Annotated in this window: 16 protein-coding genes; 4 read left to right on the forward strand and 12 right to left on the reverse strand. The window is 71.4% G+C overall.

Going from position 1 to position 19,070, the window contains the following annotated elements:
• Positions 1-69: 69 nt before the first annotated feature.
• Complete coding sequence (locus tag ACFU3E_RS16500; RefSeq protein WP_361306774.1) at positions 70-999, reverse strand: LysR family transcriptional regulator; 930 nt, start codon at positions 997-999, stop codon at positions 70-72.
• Positions 1,000-1,069: 70 nt separating this feature from the next.
• On the opposite strand from ACFU3E_RS16500, the gene ACFU3E_RS16505 reads away from it, so the two are divergent.
• A complete protein-coding gene (locus ACFU3E_RS16505) occupies positions 1,070-2,221 on the forward strand; it encodes a TDT family transporter (protein WP_384157691.1) in 1,152 nt (383 codons plus the stop codon).
• Here the strand turns inward: ACFU3E_RS16505 and ACFU3E_RS16510 are convergent.
• The 4 genes from ACFU3E_RS16510 to ACFU3E_RS16525 form a co-directional block, all read right to left on the reverse strand.
• Positions 2,133-2,852 (reverse strand): helical backbone metal receptor, encoded by a 720-nt coding sequence (locus tag ACFU3E_RS16510; RefSeq protein WP_384157694.1) that lies wholly within the window; start codon positions 2,850-2,852, stop codon positions 2,133-2,135. The two genes, ACFU3E_RS16505 and ACFU3E_RS16510, sit on opposite strands and share 89 nt — an antisense overlap.
• On the reverse strand, positions 2,849-3,418 hold the full coding sequence (locus ACFU3E_RS16515; RefSeq protein WP_384157697.1) for a helix-turn-helix domain-containing protein: 570 nt from the start codon (positions 3,416-3,418) through the stop codon (positions 2,849-2,851). The genes ACFU3E_RS16510 and ACFU3E_RS16515 overlap by 4 nt, the downstream gene beginning before the upstream one ends.
• A 341-nt stretch (positions 3,419-3,759) precedes the next feature.
• Positions 3,760-6,375 carry an ABC transporter permease/substrate binding protein gene (locus ACFU3E_RS16520; RefSeq protein WP_384157700.1) on the reverse strand — a complete coding sequence of 872 codons (2,616 nt, stop codon included), beginning with the start codon at positions 6,373-6,375 and terminating at the stop codon, positions 3,760-3,762.
• The gene (locus tag ACFU3E_RS16525; protein WP_384157703.1) at positions 6,368-7,459 is read right to left on the reverse strand and encodes a glycine betaine/L-proline ABC transporter ATP-binding protein; all 1,092 of its coding nucleotides are present in this window, start codon (positions 7,457-7,459) and stop codon (positions 6,368-6,370) included. The genes ACFU3E_RS16520 and ACFU3E_RS16525 overlap by 8 nt, the downstream gene beginning before the upstream one ends.
• Before the next feature lie 195 nt (positions 7,460-7,654).
• Here ACFU3E_RS16525 and ACFU3E_RS16530 point away from each other — a divergent pair, with 195 nt between their 5' ends.
• Together ACFU3E_RS16530 and ACFU3E_RS16535 are read left to right on the forward strand one after the other, a co-directional pair.
• The gene (locus ACFU3E_RS16530) at positions 7,655-8,584 is read left to right on the forward strand and encodes a 5'-3' exonuclease H3TH domain-containing protein (RefSeq protein WP_384157830.1); all 930 of its coding nucleotides are present in this window, start codon (positions 7,655-7,657) and stop codon (positions 8,582-8,584) included.
• An 80-nt stretch (positions 8,585-8,664) separates the two neighbouring features.
• On the forward strand, positions 8,665-9,504 hold the full coding sequence (locus tag ACFU3E_RS16535; RefSeq protein WP_384157706.1) for a siderophore-interacting protein: 840 nt from the start codon (positions 8,665-8,667) through the stop codon (positions 9,502-9,504).
• 11 nt (positions 9,505-9,515) lie between these two features.
• On the opposite strand, the gene ACFU3E_RS16540 is transcribed toward ACFU3E_RS16535, so the two are convergent.
• The gene (locus tag ACFU3E_RS16540; protein ID WP_384157709.1) at positions 9,516-10,112 is read right to left on the reverse strand and encodes a GNAT family N-acetyltransferase; all 597 of its coding nucleotides are present in this window, start codon (positions 10,110-10,112) and stop codon (positions 9,516-9,518) included.
• Between the two features lie 79 nt (positions 10,113-10,191).
• Here ACFU3E_RS16540 and ACFU3E_RS16545 point away from each other — a divergent pair, with 79 nt between their 5' ends.
• Entirely contained in the window at positions 10,192-11,184 is a 993-nt protein-coding gene (locus ACFU3E_RS16545) for a pseudouridine synthase (protein WP_384157712.1), read from the forward strand.
• Here the strand turns inward: ACFU3E_RS16545 and ACFU3E_RS16550 are convergent.
• The 6 genes from ACFU3E_RS16550 to ACFU3E_RS16575 all read right to left on the reverse strand — a co-directional run bounded on the left by ACFU3E_RS16550 (position 11,178) and on the right by ACFU3E_RS16575 (position 19,032).
• Positions 11,178-12,698, reverse strand: coding sequence for a cytochrome P450 (locus tag ACFU3E_RS16550; RefSeq protein ID WP_384157715.1), 1,521 nt, complete (start codon positions 12,696-12,698; stop codon positions 11,178-11,180). The genes ACFU3E_RS16545 and ACFU3E_RS16550 overlap by 7 nt on opposite strands.
• A gap of 66 nt (positions 12,699-12,764) precedes the next feature.
• Positions 12,765-13,385 carry an ATP/GTP-binding protein gene (locus tag ACFU3E_RS16555; RefSeq protein ID WP_384157718.1) on the reverse strand — a complete coding sequence of 207 codons (621 nt, stop codon included), beginning with the start codon at positions 13,383-13,385 and terminating at the stop codon, positions 12,765-12,767.
• Positions 13,366-13,764, reverse strand: coding sequence for a DUF742 domain-containing protein (locus tag ACFU3E_RS16560; protein ID WP_384157721.1), 399 nt, complete (start codon positions 13,762-13,764; stop codon positions 13,366-13,368). Before ACFU3E_RS16560 ends, ACFU3E_RS16555 begins: the two co-directional genes overlap by 20 nt.
• Positions 13,761-14,168: a roadblock/LC7 domain-containing protein gene (locus tag ACFU3E_RS16565; RefSeq protein ID WP_031141974.1), complete on the reverse strand. Its 408-nt coding sequence runs from the start codon at positions 14,166-14,168 to the stop codon at positions 13,761-13,763. Before ACFU3E_RS16565 ends, ACFU3E_RS16560 begins: the two co-directional genes overlap by 4 nt.
• Positions 14,165-15,808 carry a sensor histidine kinase gene (locus ACFU3E_RS16570; RefSeq protein WP_384157724.1) on the reverse strand — a complete coding sequence of 548 codons (1,644 nt, stop codon included), beginning with the start codon at positions 15,806-15,808 and terminating at the stop codon, positions 14,165-14,167. Before ACFU3E_RS16570 ends, ACFU3E_RS16565 begins: the two co-directional genes overlap by 4 nt.
• A 374-nt stretch (positions 15,809-16,182) precedes the next feature.
• Positions 16,183-19,032, reverse strand: a complete 2,850-nt coding sequence (locus ACFU3E_RS16575; RefSeq protein ID WP_384157727.1) for a DEAD/DEAH box helicase — start codon at positions 19,030-19,032, stop codon at positions 16,183-16,185.
• Positions 19,033-19,070 lie beyond the last annotated feature (38 nt).

Consider the following 19,070-nt stretch of genomic DNA (forward strand, 5'->3'; position numbering starts at 1 on the left):
CAGCGGCCCAGCGGCCCAGCGGCCCAGCGGCCCAGCGGCCCAGCGGCCCAGCGGCCCAGCGGCGAGACGCTACCCCCGCGTCAGCGACAGCAGGTCCCGCGCCGGTCCGGTGGGGCGGTGTCCCGTGGGCCACACCGCCCTCAAGTCCCGCGCCAGTGCCACCCCGTCCACCGGCACCCGCACCAGCCGCCGCATCGCCAGCTCCTCCCCCACCGCCAGCTCGCTCAGCACCGCCGGCCCCGCACCGCTCACCGCCGCGGCCTTCACCGCCGTCGTCGAGGACAGCTCGATCAGCGGCCGGGCCAGACCGCCGAGCGCCGCGTCCAGCACCTGCCGCGTCCCCGAGCCCTTCTCGCGGAGGATCAACGGCGTCGACGCCAGTTCCTCCGCGGCCAGCGACCGACGCCGCCGAGCCCACGCATGCCCCGGCGCGGTCACCACTATCAGCCGGTCATGGGCGATGACCGCCGAGTCGAGGCCGGCCGGCACCGACAGCCCCTCCACGAACCCCAGATCCGCCTCGTCCGACAGCAGCCGCTCCGCCACCACCGTCGAGTTCCCCGCGTGCAGTGACACCGCCGTGTCGGGCCGCTGCGCGCGCAGCGCGAGCAGCCAGCCCGGCAGCAGATACTCGGCGATGGTCATGCTCGCGGCCACCCGCAGCCGGGAATCGCGACGGACGCGCAGCGCCTGCGCCCCCACGTCGAACGCCTCCGCCGCCTCCACGATCCGCCGCGCCCAGTCCGTCACCAGCGCCCCGGCGTCCGTGAGCCGGGACCCGCGGGGCGACCGGTCGACCAGCGCCACACCGAGCTGCCGCTCCATCGAGCGGATGCGGCTGCTGGCCGCGGGCTGGGTGATGCCGAGTTCCCGCGCCGCACCACCGAGGCTGCCGAGCCGCGCCACCGCAAGCAGCAGTTCCAGGGCGCCCAGATCGGGCACCCGGTGCGCCAGGGCGCCGGAGACCGCCGGCCCGGCCTGCTCATCCGCGTTGCTCATAAACCCAGCTTATGTCGCCATAGAGGCATGGTCCCTGGTGGTGCGCCTCCCCCGTCCCCACCGTGGATTCATGGTCACCGCAGCCCAGCCCCTCGCGTACCCGCTCTCCGTCCGTCATCTCGGACCCAACTGGTACGCCACCGTGATGGGCACCGCCGTCGTGGCCACCGCAGGAGCCACCCTCGCGTCGCATGTCCCGGGGCTGCGCGGCGTGCTCGCGGCCGTGTGGGCCCTCTCGCTCGTCCTGCTCCTGGCGCTGCTCGCGGGACGGGCCGTGCACTGGACCCGGCACCGGGACCAGGCCCGCGCCCACCTCCTCGACCCGGCGACGGTCCCCTTCTACGGCTGCCTCGCCATGGCCCTGCTGGCCGTGGGCGGCGGTGCCCTCACCGTCGGCCGGGACTGGATCGGCCTGCGGGCGGCCGTCGCACTCGACGCGGTGCTGTTCACCGCCGGCACGGTTGTCGGGCTCGCCGCGGCGGTCGTGGTGCCGTATCTGATGGCCGTACGGCATCGGGTGGAGCCGGGGCAGGCCACGCCCGTCTGGCTCCTGCCGCTCGTCGCGCCCATGGTGTCGGCCGCCGTCGGGCCGCTGCTGGTGCCGCATCTGCCGCCCGGCCAGGCCCGGGAGACGCTGCTCCTCGTCTGCTTCGCGCTGTTCGGGCTCAGCCTGCTCGCGACCCTGGTCATGCTGCCGCTGGTCTTCGCCCGCTCGCTCACCGGCGGGCCGCTGCCCCTCGCCCTCACCCCGACGCTGTTCCTGGTGCTGGGCCCGCTCGGGCAGTCCACCACCGCCGTCGGCGCCTTCGCGGACGTCGCGCCCGGGGTCGTACCGGATCCTTACCGCGAGGGTTTCGGCGCCCTCGCCGTGCTCTACGGCGTGCCCGTGATGGGGTTCGCGCTGCTGTGGTCCTGCCTTGCCGCCGCCCATGTGCTGCGCGCCCGGCGGCACGGGATGCGGTTCTCGATGACCTGGTGGTCGTTCACCTTCCCCGTCGGCACCTGTGTCACGGGCGCCGAGGCGCTGGGCCGGCACACCGGGCTCATCGCCTACGCGGGCCCGGCGGTCGTGTTGTACGCGGTTCTGGTCGCGGCGTGGGGCACCGCCGTCGTGGGCACGGTGCGCGGGCTGCTCAGGGGCGAGCTGCTCGCAGCGCCCGGCCGAGCACCCGCGGCGCCTCGGCCAGTGACGGCCCGTACCACGTCAGGTGCCGTCCGCTGACGAGCGCGCAGGGCAGGCCGGGGAAGGCCTCGGGGCCGTCGTCCGCGGTGAATCGGTAGGGCTCGTCCGGGAGGACCACCACGTCGGGTGCCGAGGCGCGGAGCTCCTCCAGCGCGATGCGCGGATAGCGGTCGGGGTGCGTCGCGTACAGGTGGTCGACGCCGAGGCGGGCGAGGACGTCACCGGCGAAGGTGTCACGGCCCAGGACCATCCACGGCCGGCGCCAGATCGGCACGGCCGCCGTCAGCCGTACCCCGGGCTCGGGCAGGGACGACCAGGTCCGCTCCGCCTCCTCCAGCCAGCGCGGGCGGGCCGTCACCCCGCAGGCGTCCAGCACCCGGGCGAGTTCCCGGAAGGCCTGCGGCACGTCGCGGATCTCCGTCACCAGGACCTCGACGCCCGCCGCGCGCAGGCCCGCGAGGTCGGGCTCGCGGTTCTCCTCCTCGTTGGCGATCACGAGGTCGGGAGCGAGGGAGACGATCCGCTCGGTCTTCGGGTTCTTGGTGCCGCCGACGCGTACGACGTCGAGGCCGGGCGGGTGTGTGCACCAGTCGGTGGCGCCGGCCAGGGTTCCGGGCGCCGACCGGGCCACGGCCTCGGTCAGCGACGGGACCAGCGAGACGACCCTCACCGGCGTGGCCGGTCCCGGACCGCCTCGATGTGCTCCGCGACGGCGACGACGATCACGCGGGTGTCCGACTCGGCCGCCCGCCAGCGATGCCGGACGCCGCCGGTCAGGTACAGGGTGTCGCCGCGGCCGAGACGGTAGGCGCGGCCCTCCGCCTCGATCTCCACCGCGCCGTCGGCGACGTACATCAACTGGTCGTTGCGGTACTGGAATTCACGGCCGGCGTCATGGTCGCCGGTGAACTCGGAGGCGTGCATCTGGTGGTGGCCGCGGACCAGGGAGCGGGCGCGGGGCCGGGGCAGTGGCTCGCTGCCGTCGGCGCGGACGACGTCCACGCTGCACGCCGGGTCGGCCGCGGCGAGGAGCTCCACGGCGGTGGTGCGCAGGGCGTCGGCGACCTTCTCCAGGGAACTGGTGCTGGGCCGGGCCCGGTCGTTCTCGATCTGGCTCAGGAACGGGACCGACAGACCGCTGCGCGCGGCCACGACGGCGAGGGTGAGGTCCAGCGCGCGGCGCCGCCGGCGCACGGCCGCGCCCACCCGAAGGGGTTGCTCTTTGTGGTCGCCCATCGCTCCGGCTCCCTCCTTCGCCCGTCGATCCGCTCCCCGTGCGGCGGTGTCCCGGCGCACTGCTTCTGTTGAGTTGTCTGCACCCTACGCATGTTCGGCAAACCGTTTCATGCGCCCGTCACATCGACGTCATCCGGGGCGGTGCACGACCTCACACTTCGCGCCAGGGGATCCTCCGCCGGAGCGGCGCGGCGGGCCTTCCGCCCGCGGAGGAACAGGCAGGGAGAGGGGGTTCAGGGGGTGGCGTCGCGCTCTGTGGTTGTCCGGATCCCGATCGTGGGACCGGGGTCGGGGTGGGGCGCGGCGTGTCGCGCGTCCCACCCCGGAACCCTACTGCGGAGTCACCGCGGCGTCATGCGCTGCACCATGTCCGGGTGCTGCTCGAGCCACTCGGCCACGGCCTCTTCCTCATGGCCCTGACCGCGGTCCTTGATCTCGCTCTCCAGAGTGCCGAGCTCGTCCTCGCTCATCCTGAAGTTCTTGATCCACTTCGTGAGCTGCGGGTACTCCTCGGGGAACTTCTCGTTGGAGATGGTGCGGATCGTGTTGCCCTCGCCGAAGGCCTTCCTGGGGTCCTTCAGCTTGGTCAGCTCGTAGTCGCTGTACGCCCAGTGCGGCGACCAGAGCGTGACGGCGATCGGCTCCTTCTTGGCGTACGCGCGCTTCAGCTCGGCCAGCATCGCGGGCGTGGAGCCGTCGACGACCTCGTACTCCTCGTCCAGGCCGTAGCCGGGCAGGACCTTGTTCTTGAGCAGATCCATCTCGCCGGTGCCCGGCTCGATGCCGATGATCTTCCCCTTGAAGGTGCCGGACTTGCCCTTGAGGTCCTCCAGGGAGTCGACGCCCTTCACGTACGACGGTACGGCGATCTCCAGGGAGGTCGGTTCGTACCAGGTGCCGAGGTCCTTGAGCCGGTCCTTGTGCTTGTCCCAGTAGTTCTTCTGGGCGTAGGGCAGCCAGGCGTCGAAGTTGAGATCGAGGTCGCCCGAGGCCAGGCCGGTGTAGACCGGGCCGACGTCCATCTGCTTCAGGTTCAGCCGGTAGCCGCGCCGTTCCAGGACGTTCTTCCACAGGTAGGTGACGGCGATGTCCTCGTCCCAGGGGAACCAGGCGACGTCCAGGGGCTGCCTGGCCTCGGCCGGCGTGCCGCCGCCGGAGTTCTGCACCGGGGCGAGCTGGTCGACGACGCCGGGGTTCTGCTTCAGCCAGGCGCGGACGGCGTCCTGCTGGTCGCCCTTGCCGGCCTTGTTGATCTCGGCCTCGAGGCTGGTGAGCTGCTTCTCGCTCATCGTGAAGTTCTTCAGCCAGGTGGCGACCGTCGGGGCGTCGTCGGCGAAGCCCTTGCGGGACAGGGTGTGCACCCCGTCGCCCTCGCCCCAGGCGCCCTTCGGGTCCTTGAGCTTCTTGAGGTCGTAGTCGTTGTACGCCCAGTGCGGCGACCAGAGCGTGGTGACGATCGGCTTCTTCTGGGCATAGGCGCGCTTGAGCTCGGCCAGCATCGCGGGCGTGGAGCTGTCGACGACCTCGTACTCCTCGTCGAGGCCGTACTCCTTGAGGACCTTGCTCTTCAGCAGGGCCATCTCGCCGGCGCTGGACTCGATGCCGGTGATCTTGCCGCCGAACTCGGAGGCCTTGCCCTTGAGGTCCGCCAGGGAGTCGATGCCCTTCATGTAGGCGGGCACCGTGAGCTCCAGGGACGTCTTGTCGTACCAGGCACCCAGGTCGTCGAGCTGTTTGCCGTACTTCTTCCAGTACTGGGCGTGGGTGGTGGGCAGCCAGGCGTCCGTCTGGAAGTCGACGTCGCCCTGGGCGAGGGAGGTGTACAGCGGGCCGGCGTCGAACTGCTTGGCCTCGACCTCGTAACCGCGCTGCTCCAGGACCTCCTTCCACAGGAAGGTGGAGGCGACGCCCTCGTCCCAGGGGATGTAGCCGATGCTGATCTTCTTGCCCTGGCCGACGTTCTTGCCGTCCGCCACGGCCTCGGTGTCACTGTTGCCACCGAAGACGCCCATGCCGCCCGCGGTGAGCGCGAGGACGACGACGCCGATCACGGCGACCGCCGGACGCGGGCGGTACGACCAGATCGTCAGCCCGCGGGCCGCGCGCAGCTTGGCGGCGGCGCGGCGGCCGAGCGGGGAGACCTGGGTGCCCAGGGCGCTGGTCATGCGGTCCAGGTAGATCGCGAGGATCACGATCGCCACACCGGCCTCGGAGCCGAGGCCCACGTTGAGCTGGCCGATGGCCTCGTTGACGTCGCCGCCGAGGCCGCCGGTGCCGACCATGCCGGCGATCGCGGCCATGGACAGGCCGAGCATGATGACCTGGTTGACGCCGGCCATCACGGTGGGCAGGGCGAGCGGCAGCTGGACGCGCAACAGGGTGTTGCGCGGGGAGGTGCCGAACGCCTCGGCCGCCTCGACCAGTTCCCTGTCGACCTGCCGGATGCCCAGCTCGGTCATCCGCACGCCCGGGGCGAGCGCGAAGATCAGGGTGGCGACGATGCCCGCGGGGGCGCCGGTGCCGAAGAAGAGGATCGCCGGGATGAGGTAGATCATCGCGGGCAGCGTCTGCATGAAGTCCAGGACGGGCCGGACCAGACCGCTGACGCGGTCCGAGCGGGCCGCCCAGATGCCCACGGGCAGGGAGATCACCAGCGCGATGACGGTCGCCACGAGGACGAGCGACAGGGTGATCATCGCGTTCTCCCACAGTTCGAGGGAGTCGATGAACGCGAACCCGGCGAACGTGAGGACACCGGCGAGGGTGCCGCGCAGCCAGAAGGCGATCACGGCGAAGATGCCCGCGAGGAGCAGCGGTTCGGGGGCCTGCAGGACGGCGTTGATGCCGTCGTAGAGGCCGAGGAAGACGGCCTTGCAGAAGTCGAACAGCCACGCCATGTGGGTGGTGAGCCAGTCGACCGCGTCGTTGACCCAGTCGCCGAGCTGAATCCTAGGCACGGGCGGTCACCTTCTCTCCGCCCTTGCCCCGCGGGCAGTCGCAGGGCTCCGGGTCGGCGTCCTGCTCGTCGCCGAGGAATCCGACCAGGCGCTGCCGGGGCACGACGCCGATCAGCTGGTTGTCCTTGTCCACGACCGGGACGGGGTGGGAGAGCCGGGCGCTGATCGCGCACAGCTCCGTGAAGGGGGTGTCGGCCGTGGCGGTCTCGCAGTGGCAGCCGGGGCCGTCGCCGGTGACCGAGGTGTCCATGATCTCGCCGGCGGTCAGGACGCGGGAGCGGTCGACGTCCTGGGTGAAGGAGGCGACGTAGTCGTTCTCCGGCCGCAGCAGGATGTCCTGGGCGGTGCCGTTCTGGACGATGCGGCCGTCGCGCATGACGGCGATGCGGTCACCCAGGCGCATGGCCTCGTTCAGGTCGTGGGTGATGAAGACGATCGTCTTCTTGAGCTTCTGCTGGAGCTCCAGCAGCTGGTCCTGCATGTCGCGGCGGATCAGCGGGTCCAGGGCGGAGAAGGACTCGTCCATCAGCAGCAGGTCGGCGTCGGTGGCGAGCGCGCGGGCGAGGCCGACGCGCTGCTGCATGCCGCCGGACAGCTCGTCGGGCCAGGACTTCTCCCAGCCGGCCAGGCCGCACAGGGCGAGCGCCTCGTCGGCGCGGCGTGCGCGCTCGGCGCGGGGCACGCCCTGCACTTCCAGACCGTAGGCGGCGTTATCGCGCACGCTGCGGTGCGGGAACAGCGCGAAGTGCTGGAACACCATGCTGATCTTCTTGGAGCGGACCTCACGCAGTTCGCGGCCGCCGAGCGTGGTCAGGTCCTGGCCGTCGAAGCGGACGTGTCCGGCGGTCGGCTCGAGGAGGCCGTTGAGCATGCGCAGCAGGGTGGATTTGCCGGATCCGGACAGGCCCATCACGACGAAGATCTGGCCGGGCTCCACGGTGAACGACGCGTCGATCACGGCGGCCGTCGTGCCCTCGGCCCGCAGCTCCTCCCGGTCGGCTCCGCCGCGCAACCGCTCGACGGCCCGGTCCGGTCTTCTGCCGAACACCTTGTACAGACACTCTGCCTCAAGCGTCGCTGACACGTGCACCTCTATTTCACGGGAACAGAACAGAGCGAGGACAGGGCGCAAAGAGTTGAAATGCGCAACCAGCCTCGCTCCGGGGCGGCGCCTCCCCCCGATCCCCGAAGGCAAACTGCGGTGTGGGCCGCTTCACACCGAGGTGCAGGGCGCAACGCGTTGCGCGGCCGCGAGTGACTGTCGGCGGCGTACGGCATGATGCGTGGCGTGACCGGACGACTGATGCTCCTCGACACCGCTTCCCTGTACTTCCGCGCCTACTTCGGCGTCCCGGACTCGGTCAGGGCCCCGGACGGCACGCCGGTGAACGCCGTGCGCGGACTGCTCGACTTCATCGACCGCCTGGTCAAGGACCACCGGCCGGACCTCCTGGTGGCCTGCATGGACGCCGACTGGCGGCCGCAGTGGCGGGTGGAGCTGATCCCGTCCTACAAGGCGCACCGCGTCGCCGAGGAGCACGCGGTGGGTCCGGACGAGGAGGAGGTGCCCGACACACTGTCGCCGCAGGTGCCGGTCATCGAGGCGGTGCTGGACGCGGTGGGCATCGCGCGCGTGGGCGTCGCCGGGTACGAGGCGGACGACGTGATCGGCACGTTCACCGCGCGGGCGGACGGCCCGGTCGACATCGTCACCGGCGACCGCGACCTGTACCAGCTGGTGGACGACGCGCGCGGGGTACGCGTGCTGTACCCGCTGAAGGGCGTGGGCACCCTGCAGCACACCGATGAGGCGGTGCTGCGTGAGAAGTATGGGGTCGACGGCAGCGGGTACGCGGATCTGGCCCTGCTGCGCGGCGACCCCAGCGACGGCCTGCCGGGCGTGCCGGGCATCGGAGAGAAGACGGCCGCCAAGCTGCTGGCCGAGTTCGGGAACCTGGCCGGGATCATGGCGGCGGTCGAGGACCGGCGGTCGAAGCTGACGCCCACGCAGCGCAGGAGGCTGGACGAGGCGCGTCCCTATCTCGCGGTCGCGCCGAAGGTGGTCCGGGTCGCGGACGACGTGCCCCTGCCGGACGTCTCCACGGCGCTGCCGCGGGCGCCGCGCGACCCGGCTGCCCTGGAGGCGCTGGCGGCCCGCTGGGGACTGGGCGGGTCCCTGGAGCGGCTGCTGACGACTCTCGGGACCTGATCTCGTCGCCACTAGAGGTGTGAAGTGGGGGCGAGGTGCTAACTTAGGTTACCCTAACTATGCGAGACCGGGAGGTCCTCATGGCAGAGCGACCGGGACGCCAGCCGCGCAGGCTCCACTCCGCGCAGGTCGTGCGCACCGAACGGCTGACTCCGCACATGCAGCGCGTGGTGCTCGGCGGCGAGGGCCTCGCCGACTTCGCCGCCGGCACGTGCACCGACCACTATGTGAAGCTGCTGTTCCCGCCCGTGGGCGTCACCTATCCGGAGCCCTTCGACCTGCAGCGCGTCCGGGACGAGCTGCCGCGCGAACAGTGGCCGGTCACCCGGACCTACACGGTCCGCCATTGGGACGCCGAACACAGCGAACTGACGCTCGACTTCGTCATCCACGGTGACGAGGGCCTGGCCGGTCCCTGGGCCATGCGCGTCCGGCCGGGTGAGACCGTGCGTTTCATGGGACCCGGCGGGGCGTACGCGCCCGACCCGGGCGCCGACTGGCATCTGCTCGCGGGGGACGAGAGCGCGCTGCCCGCGATCGCCTGCGCCCTGGAGGCGCTGCCGCGCGGGGCCAGGGCGTACGCCTTCGTGGAGGTCTCCGGTCCCGAGGAGGAGCAGAAGATCGACTCGGATGTGGAGGTCGTCTGGCTGCACCGCGGCGCCCGGCCGCTCGGTGAGGCGCTGGTCGAGGCCGTACGGAACCTGGAGTTCCCCGAGGGCCGCGTACACGCCTTCGTCCATGGCGAGGCGCACTTCGTCAAGCAGCTGCGTCATCTCCTGCGCGTGGAGCGCCACGTCTCCCGGGAGGACCTCTCGATCTCCGGCTACTGGCGCCGCGGCCACAACGAGGACGGCTGGCAGGCCTCGAAGCGCGAGTGGAACGCCCGGATCGAGGCGGAGGAGAGGGTGTCCGCGGCCTGACGGCGGTCTCCTCAGGAAGGCGGGAGTGTGCCGGGGCCGACCCGCGCGTGCAGATGCATGTCGTGCCATCCGTCCGGCTGCAGGATCGCACTGCGCTTGGTGCCCTCCAGCGCGAAGCCGGTCCTGGTGGCGACGCGGCAGGACGCTTCGTTGCGTACGGCGTGCAGGAGTTCCAGGCGGTGGAAGCCGATCTCGCCGAGCGCCCAGCGGGTGAGCCGGGTCGCGGCCCGGGCGGCGACACCCCGGCCCCGGCCCGCCGGGACGGTCCAGTACGCCACCTCCGCCGTCCCGTCCTCGAGCCGTAGCTCGCGCAGCGCCACCCGGCCCAGCAGCACGCCGCGATCCGCGTCGGCCACGGCCCAGTGCGCCTCCCGCTCCCCCTCCCACGCCTGACGCCACTCACGGATCCAGTCACCGGCCTCCGCCACGGAATCGGCGGACCGGGCGTGCCACTGGTGCATCACGGGATCCTGGAAGACCTCGTACACCGCGGGCGCGTCCCCGGCCCGCCAGGGGCGCAGCACGAGTCCGCCGTCGGCGGGGAGTACCGGCTGCGGGCGGCCTGCGAGGGTCCCGGCGGTCAGGACCGGGCTGATGAGGAACGGCATGCCCGTATCCTGGCAAGGCCCGCCGGGCGCTCCCACCGGTTTTCCGCCCCTGCGCACCGGCCTCGTACGCTGGGCCGCGATGAGACGCAAGACCCGCACCCCGCCCGCTCCCCTGCCGCAGCGCCACGGCGTGGACCCGGTACGGGTGCGGCTGCCCGCCACGGGGACCTGGGGCACGGTGCGCGAGCACCTGGTGGAGCGGCTCTCCGGGGCGGGCACCGGAGTCGTCGACGGCATGTTCGACGCGGGCCGGATCGTCGGGGCGGACGGGCGGCCCGTCGCGGCGGACGCCCCCTTCGTGCCCGGGATGTTCGTGTGGTTCCACCGGGACCTGCCCGACGAGGTGCCGGTGCCCTTCCCGGTGGAGGTCGTGCACCGGGACGAGCACATCGTCGTCGCCGACAAGCCGCACTTCCTCGCCACCACCCCGCGCGGCGGCCATGTCGCCGAGACCGCGCTGGCCCGGCTCCGCCGCGAGCTGGACCTCCCGGCGCTCACCGCCGCACACCGCCTGGACCGCCTCACCGCGGGACTCGTGCTGTTCACCGTGCGCCCCGAGGAGCGCGGCGCCTACCAGACGCTGTTCCGCGACCGTCGGGTCCGCAAGGAGTACGAGGCCGTCGCCCCGCACACCCCCGCCCTCGCCCTGCCCCGGACGGTCCGCAGCCGGATCGTGAAGGAGCGCGGGGTGCTCACCGCCCGGGAGGTCCCGGGCGAACCCAACGCCGTCAGCCGTGTCGAGCTCGTCGAGCACCGCGACCGCCCCGACGGGCCCGGCGGACTGGCCCGGTACCGGCTCGCGCCAGCCACCGGGCAGACACACCAGCTGCGCGTCCACATGACGGCGCTGGGCGTGCCGATCCTCGGCGACCCGCTCTACCCGGAGGTGACCGCTCCCGGGGCCGCCGGCGACTTCCGCCGCCCGCTCCAGCTGCTGGCCCGGTGCCTGGAGTTCACCGACCCGGTCACCGGCGAGGAGCACCGGTTCCGCAGCGGCCGGGTGCTCGCGGCCTGGGCGTCGTACGACCGGTGGGCCGCCGGGGCGTACGACGGCCCGTCGGACGGTCAGTAGCCGCGCCACCAGCTCAGGAACCGCTGCCAGACGCCCCTGCGGCGGGGTGGTTCCGCGGCGGCCGGCGGCGGCGGCACCGGAACCGGCTGGGGCTGCGCGGCGGCTGGCCGGGGCTGCACCGGAACCGGCTGGGGCTGGGGCTGGGCGGCGGCCGGTGCGGCTTGCGGCTGCGCCGTGCCGATCTGCCAGTCCGAGCGCTGCGCGGCGACCGGCTTGTGGCTCGGCACCTCCTGCACGTCCTGGGGCGGCTTGGGCGCGAACTGCACCGGCAGTTCCACCAGGTGCCGGGAGGCGATGGACGCCGTCCAGCTCAGCTCCTCCTCGTCGCAGTCGAGTTCGACGTCCGGCAGCCGCATCAGCAGCGCGTCGACGCCCACGTCGGCGATGGAACGGCCGATGTCCTGACCGGGGCACTCGTGCGGGCCGCCGCCGAAGGCGAGGTGGGAGCGGTTGCCCTGCATGCTGGCCTTCAGGTCGGGCCGCACCCGCGGGTCGACGTTGGCCGGGAGCGGCGCGAAGAGCAGCCCGTCGCCCCGGCGGATACGCTGCCCGCCCAGCTCGGTCTCCTGCTTGGCGAAGTAGGCGAAAACCGTGCTGAACGGCGGCTCGTTCCACAGGGACTGCTCCACCGCCTCCGGCACCGTCATCTGGCCGCCGTTGAGCTGGGCCCGGAAGCGCGGGTCGATCAGCACCGTGAGCAGCACGTTGGACAGCAGGTTGGTGGTGGCCTCGTAGGCGGCGAAGAGCACCAGGCGCAAGTGCTCCCTGACCTCGTCGTCGCTCAGCCGGGCCGGGTGGGTGATCAGGTAGCTGGCGAGATCCTCCTCCGGCTGGGCGCGGCGGGTGGCGGTGAGCCGGCTCAGGGCGTCCATGACGTAGGAGTGGCTGGCGATCGCGGTCTCGGTGCCCTTGAGCGCGTCGCGGGCGGCCTCGACGAGGCGGTCGTTGTACTCCTCGGGCATGCCGAGGATCTCGCACATCACCGCCATCGGCAGGTGCTCGGTGAACTGGCCGACGAGGTCCGCCTCGCCCGCCTCGCAGAACCGGTTGACGATCACCTGCGTACTGCGGTTGATGTAGCGGCGCAGGCTGCGGAAGTCGATGGTGGAGATGGCGCCCATGACCGCGCCGCGCAACCGCTTGTGCTCGTCGCCCTCGGCGTGCGAGGCGATGGGCTGCCAGGCGATGTGCGGCATCAGCGGGTGGTCGGGCTTGACCAGACCCTCCCTGAGCGGCGTCCAGATACGGCTGTCCCGGCAGAACTGGGAGGGCGAGCGCACCATGTGCAGGTTCTCGCCGTGGCCGAGGACGATCCACATCGGCACGTCGTCGTGGAGCAGCACGGGCGCCACGGGACCGTGCTGGTCCCGCAGTTGCTCGTACAGCGCTCCCAGGTCCTCCGCCTCGTGCAGCCGGTGCAGACCCCCGGGCCCGAGGCCGTGCGCGGGGCAGCCGGGGGGCGGTCCGGGCCGGAGTCCGTCCGTACTGGTCGGGGCGTGGGATTCAGGCGTCACAGTGTCGCTCCGAAACTGAGGTGGTTCCAGGTGTCTGGGGGGAGGTGTGGGGGTGTGTGATGCGGGTCAGGTGAGCGAGCCCGTCATGGCGAGCGAGTGCAGGAAGCGCATGAGGGTCATCAGGACGTCGCGGCTGGAGGCCCGCCGCCGCGCGTCGCACTCGATGATCGGGATGTCCGGTGTGAGGTCGAGGGCCGTGCGCAGCTCCTCGACGTCGTAACGCGGGGCGTCGGGGAAGGAGTTGATGGCGACCACGAACGGCACGCCGCGCTCCTCCAGCCGCCCCATGACGTCGAAGCTGACCTCCAGCCGCCGGGTGTCGACCAGCACCACCGCGCCGAGCGCGCCCTCGAACAGGCCGTTCCACAGGAACCAGAAGCGCTGCTGGCCGGGCGTGCCGAAGAGGTACAGCACGAGCTGGTCGGTGATGCTGATCCGGCCGAAGTCCATGGCGACGGTGGTGGCCGTCTTGGACGCGGAGCCGAAGTTGTCGTCGACACCGATGCCGGCCTGCGTCATGGTCTCCTCGGTGGTCAGCGGTGTGATCTCGCTGACCGAGCCGACCATGGTCGTCTTGCCGACGCCGAAGCCACCCACAATCACGATCTTGGCCGCGGCCTGCGCCGTGTGGGGCAGCTGGTCCTCGGCCCGGGGGCCCGGGATGGTGTCAGAGCCGTTGAAGTCCATTCATCACCGCTTCGAGGAGGGAACGGTCGGTGCGCGCCTTGCGGACGATCGGGGCACGCGCCTGCACCAGTTCCGCCGTCAGCAACTCGGTGAGCAGCACGCCCATCGCGCTGAACGGCAGGTGGAGGTAGGCCGACAGCTCGGCCACGGACAGGGGGGCGGCGCAGAGTCGGAGCAGCGCCGCCTGCTCGGGAGAGGCAGAGGGCGGCGGGTCCGTGGCACGCGCCACGATTAACGTCACCAGATCGAGCTCGGCCCGTTCACCGTCCGGGCCGGCCACCACGTACATCCGCTCCGGGTTACCGGGTTTGCCCTCGCCGTCCTTGGGCGTGGGCGGTTCCGGGGCGAGGTCGCGCCTCTGGCGTTGGGGAGGCGTCATACGATCTGCCCGTTCCGCCGGGGCGGACTGGTGAGGTGGCCGCCGATCCGGACGACCAGGTCGCGCATCATCGCGCTCATCCGGCCGGGCTCGCACCGGACGTCGGAGAGCACCGCGAGAAAGGCGTTGGCTCCGGCGCTCATCAGGTAGAAGTAGCCGCGGTCGATCTCGATCATGACGAGCTTCATCTCGCCGTCACCGACGGTGAGTTCCTGGCAGACGCTGCCCGCGAGGGACTGCAGGCCGGCGCAGGCCGCGGCGACCCGGTCGGCCGCGTCGGGCTCGCCGCCGTAGCGGGCGATGCGCAGACCGTCGGCGGAGAGCACCACGATCATCTCGATGCCCGGTACGCCGTCGGCGAGTTGCTTGAGCATCCAGTCGAAGTTGCCTCGCTGCTGGATCACTTGAGGTCCCCCTCGTCATCGGCCTCTGTGGGAGCCGGGTCGTTAAGCAGGTGCAGGTACTTGGTCGGGTTCCTGATGAAGTCGGTCGGGTGGGTGCCGGGCTCGATGCCCTGCTTGAGCCCCTCCCAGAAGGCCTCGAGACCCTTGCCGGGGGCGTCGGGCGCCGACATGTCACGCAGGGGCTTGGTCTCGGGCTCCTGCGTCGCCGCCCACGGGTTGTACTCGCCCCGTTCGGCGGCCTCCCGGTCGGCCTTCTCGTTGGCGGCCTGCTGGGCGAGGCGCTCGGCGAGCGGCATCTTCACCCTGCTGCGGCGCTGGGGCAGGCCGTTCGCGGTCCACTCGGTGACCTCGGGGACGTCGTCGTCCTCCAGGGAGACCGTGGCGGGGATCTTCGGGCTCGTGGGGCGTCGCCGCTTGGGCGCGCGCTTCGGGCTCTCGGGGATGCCGACCGTCATGGGGATGCCGGTGGCGCCGATACCGTGCGCGAGGCCGACACCGGGCTCGTGGGTGATCATCTCGCTGGGCACGATGAGGATGGCCCGGACGCCGCCGTACGCGGAGGCGCGCAGCGAGACCTGCATGTTGTACGCCGTGCAGAGGCGGCCCACGACGGCCAGGCCGAGACGCGGGTGCTCGCCGATGTCCTGCAGGTCGACGCCCGCCTTGGCGGCCTCCAGCATGCCCTCGATCCGGGCCCGCGCCTCCTCGTTGAGGTTGACACCGCCGTCCTCGATCTCGATGCAGACGCCGGTCTGCACCTCGGTGGCGGTGACGTGCACCTTGGTCTGCGGCGGCGAGTAGCGCGTGGCGTTGTCGAGGAGCTCGGCGGCGGCGTGGATGACCGGCTCGACGTAGATGCCCTTGACGCTGACCTTGGCGATGGAGGACAGCTGGATGCGCCGGTACTCCAGGATGCGGGACATGGCACCGCGCAGGGTGCTGTAGAGGGACACGGGCTCGGGCCACTGCCGTCCGGGACGACCGCCGCCGAGAACGGAGACGGAGTCGGCCAGGCGGCCGATCAGCGCGTTGCCGTGGTCGATGCGCAGCAGGTCGTCGAAGACCTCCGGGTTGCGGCCGTGGTCCTCCTCCATCTCCCGGAGTTCCTCGGCCTGCTGGTGGATGATCGCCTGGACACGGCGGGCGACACTGACGAAGGAGCGCGCCGCGGCGTCCCGCATCGTCACCTCGCGGTCGACGATCTTGAGCACCGTCAGCAGCGTCTCGGCCTGCGGGGCGGGGAGGTTGCGGTACTCGGGGTTGGCGAGGCCGAGCTTGCGAATCACCTCCCTGGGGGATTCTCCGGTGCGCAGCAGGTTGAGCGCGGCGGGGACGATCTCCCTGGAGAAGCGCATCAACTCGTTCTCGTGGGCGGCGATCCGCTGTTCCAGATGCGCGCTGTGCCGGGCGTGCTCCGCACGCTGGTTGCGCAGCGCACGGCCGCGGCGCACCGCCTCGGCCGCCGTCATGAGCACCAGCGCGGTGGCGATGCCGCCGCACCAGCCGACGGCGCCCCGGGCCGGCTCCGCCACCAGGGCGACGGCGGCTCCGGTCGCCGCGGCCATGACTATGGCCGGCAACAACAACAGGCGCGCGTAGGGGAGTTCACGGCGACCGGGAGGGGATTGAACACTCACCATGTGGGCCTTCTGACAGGAGTCGACTGAGGTTCGGGGGGACTTGCAGGGGGGTATGTCATGAAGCTGTCGGGATCTTCCACACATTGGGGAACAAGCGCACGAATTCATCCCAAGCCGGTGCGCTGCGGGCGAGCTTAGTCCGACCGGATCACCGCTGTGTCATATTCAGCAACTGCCGGAAACCGGACGCGAAGGGATAGTACGCTCGGTCGTTTACACGCTGCGACATCGTTCGAATACCGTACGTAACGAAGAACGGACGTACGAAAACCCACTCACCGTGAGGGGTGAATGGGCTTCAGTACAGCGCCTCTCCAGGGGCGCGGGGAACCATGCGGGCAACCACCACCGACCGGCACCCGCGCGTCAGACGATCACCCCACCGACGAGTAGGCGACAACTCCCCGCAGCAACAGATCAACAGCCTTACGCGCGTTCTTCACGACACTGGAGCCCTGCGGCGCAGCCGCAGCGATCTGCCCCAGTACGTCGATGACCTGCTTGCACCACCGCACGAAGTCCCCCGCCGGCATCTCCGCCTCGCGCAGCACCTCGTCGAGCCCCTTCCCGGAGGCCCACTCGTACGCGGCCCAGGCGAAGCCGAGGTCGGGCTCCCGCTGCCCGACCCCTTCGGTCTGGGTGATCCGGAACTCCTCCTCCAGCGCGTCCAGCCGCCCCCAGATCCGCACCATCTCGCCCAGCGCGGCCTTGGCCTTCCCGGACGGCACCTTCGGGGCCGTCGCGTCGTCCGCGACACGCGACTCGAACACCAGCGCCGAGACACAGCCGGCCAGTTCCGCCGGGCCGAGCCCCTCCCAGACACCCTCGCGCAGACACTCGCTGGCGAGCAGGTCCAGCTCGCCGTACAGTCGCGCGAGCCGCTTGCCGTGCTCGGTGACCTCGTCGGCGCGCAGATAGTCCAGCTCCGTCAGCAGCGCCACGATGCGGTCGAACGTCCGGGCGATCGTGTTCGTCCGGCCCTCGATCCGCCGCTCCAGCTGCGAGGTGTCGCGCAGCAGCCGGTGGTACCGCTCGGCCCAACGGGCGTGGTCCTCACGGTCGTTGCAACCGTGGCAGGGGTGCGCGCGGAGCGCGGTGCGCAGCCGGGCGATCTCGCGGTCGTCGGCCGCCTGGGAGCGCCGCTTGCGGTGCCGCTCGGCCGGGATGTGCCCGGCCTTGGTGCGCAGCGCCGACGCGAGATCCCGACGGGACTGCGGGGAACGGGGGTTGAAGGACTTCGGGATCCTCATCCGCTCCAGCGGCTCGACCGGCACCGGGAAGTCCATGGACGCCAGCCGCTTCACCTGCCGCTCGGCGGTCAGCACCAGCGGGCGCGGCCCGTCGTGGTGCTCGAAGCCCCGGTGGCCGTTCGAACGGCCCGCCGGCAGGCCCGGGTCCAGCACCAGTGCCAGGCCCGCGTACTTGCCGGTGGGCACGTGGATGACGTCACCGGGCTTCAGCTTCTCCAGCGCCACGGCGGCCTCCGCCCGCCGCTGGGCGGCGCCCTGCCGGGCGATCTCGTTCTCCCGGTCCTTCAGTTCGCGGCGCAGGCGCGCGTACTCCTCGAAGTCGCCGAGATGGCAGGTCATGGAGGCCTTGTAGCCCTCCAGCCCCTCCTTGTTGCGCTGCACCTGCCGGGAGATGCCGACGACCGACTTGTCCGCCTGGAACTGCGCGAACGACGTCTCCAGCAGCTCGCGTGAGCGGTGCCGCCCGAACTGCTCGACCAGGTTGACCGCCATGTTGTACGACGGCTTGAAGCTGGAGCGCAGCGGGTACGTGCGCGTGCCGGCCAGGCCCGCGAGGTGTTCGGGGCTCATGCCGCGCTGCCAGAGCACCACGGCGTGGCCCTCGACGTCGATGCCGCGCCGCCCGGCCCGGCCCGTCAGCTGGGTGAACTCGCCCGGCGTGATGTCCGCGTGCTGCTCGCCGTTCCACTTGACGAGCTTCTCCAGGACCACCGAGCGGGCGGGCATGTTGATGCCGAGGGCGAGGGTCTCCGTCGCGAACACGGCCTTGACCAGGCCGCGTACGAACAGCTCCTCGACGACCTCCTTGAAGGTGGGCAGCATGCCCGCGTGGTGGGCGGCGATGCCGCGCTCCAGGCCCTCCAGCCACTCGTAGTAGCCGAGGACGTGCAGGTCCTCGGCGGGGATGGACGCCGTGCGTTCCTCGACCAGGGCGCGGACCCTGTCGCGCGCCTCCTCGTCGTTGAGCCGGAGTCCCGCGTACAGGCACTGCTGGACGGCGGCCTCACAGGCGGCGCGGCTGAAGATGAACGTGATGGCGGGCAACAGTCCCTCGGCGTCGAGCCGCTCGATGACCTCGGGCCGGCTCGGCGTCCACACCCGGGAGCGCTGCCTGCGGTCGCGCTCGCGGTCGGCCTCGCGCATGGACCGGCCGCGCCTGCGGTCCTGGTACGACGGCCGGCTCGCCTCCATGCGCGCCATGCGCGTGAGGTCGGGGTTGACGGCCTTCCTGTGGCCCTCGCCCTCCTCGAACAGGTCGTACATCCGCCGCCCGGCCAGCACGTGCTGGAACAGCGGTACGGGCCGGTGCTCGGAGACGATCACCTCGGTGTCGCCGCGGACCGTGTCGAGCCAGTCGCCGAACTCCTCGGCGTTGGACACGGTCGCCGAGAGGGAGACGAGCGTGACCGACTCGGGAAGGTGAATGATCACTTCCTCCCAGACGGCGCCCCGGAACCGGTCGGAGAGGTAGTGCACCTCGTCCATGACCACGTAGCCCAGACCCAGGAGGGTCTGCGAACCGGCGTACAGCATGTTCCGCAGCACCTCGGTGGTCATCACGACCACCGGGGCGTCGGAGTTGACGCTGTTGTCGCCGGTCAGCAGGCCCACCTTGTCCGTGCCGTAGCGGCGGCACAGGTCGGCGTACTTCTGGTTCGACAGTGCCTTGATGGGTGTCGTGTAGAAGCACTTCTTGCCCTGCCGGAGGGCGAGGTGGACGGCGAACTCGCCGACGATCGTCTTGCCGGAGCCGGTGGGCGCGGCGACCAGCACGCCCTTCCCCGCCTCGAGCGCCTGGCAGGCCTCGATCTGGAAGGGGTCGAGACCGAAGTCGTACATCTCGCGGAAGCCCGCGAGCGCGGTGGCCTGCTCGGCTGCCCGCAGGCGGGCTGCCGCGTACCGCTCGGCCGGTGAGAGATCCTCTGTCATCGTGCTTTCGAGCGTACCGGGCCGCACTGACAACAGGACGATCATTATCCGGATCCGTTGCTGTGAAACCTTGGATCGGCGCA

The sequence above is a fragment of the Streptomyces sp. NPDC057424 genome (assembly GCF_042803315.1).
Lineage (GTDB): Bacteria > Actinomycetota > Actinomycetes > Streptomycetales > Streptomycetaceae > Streptomyces.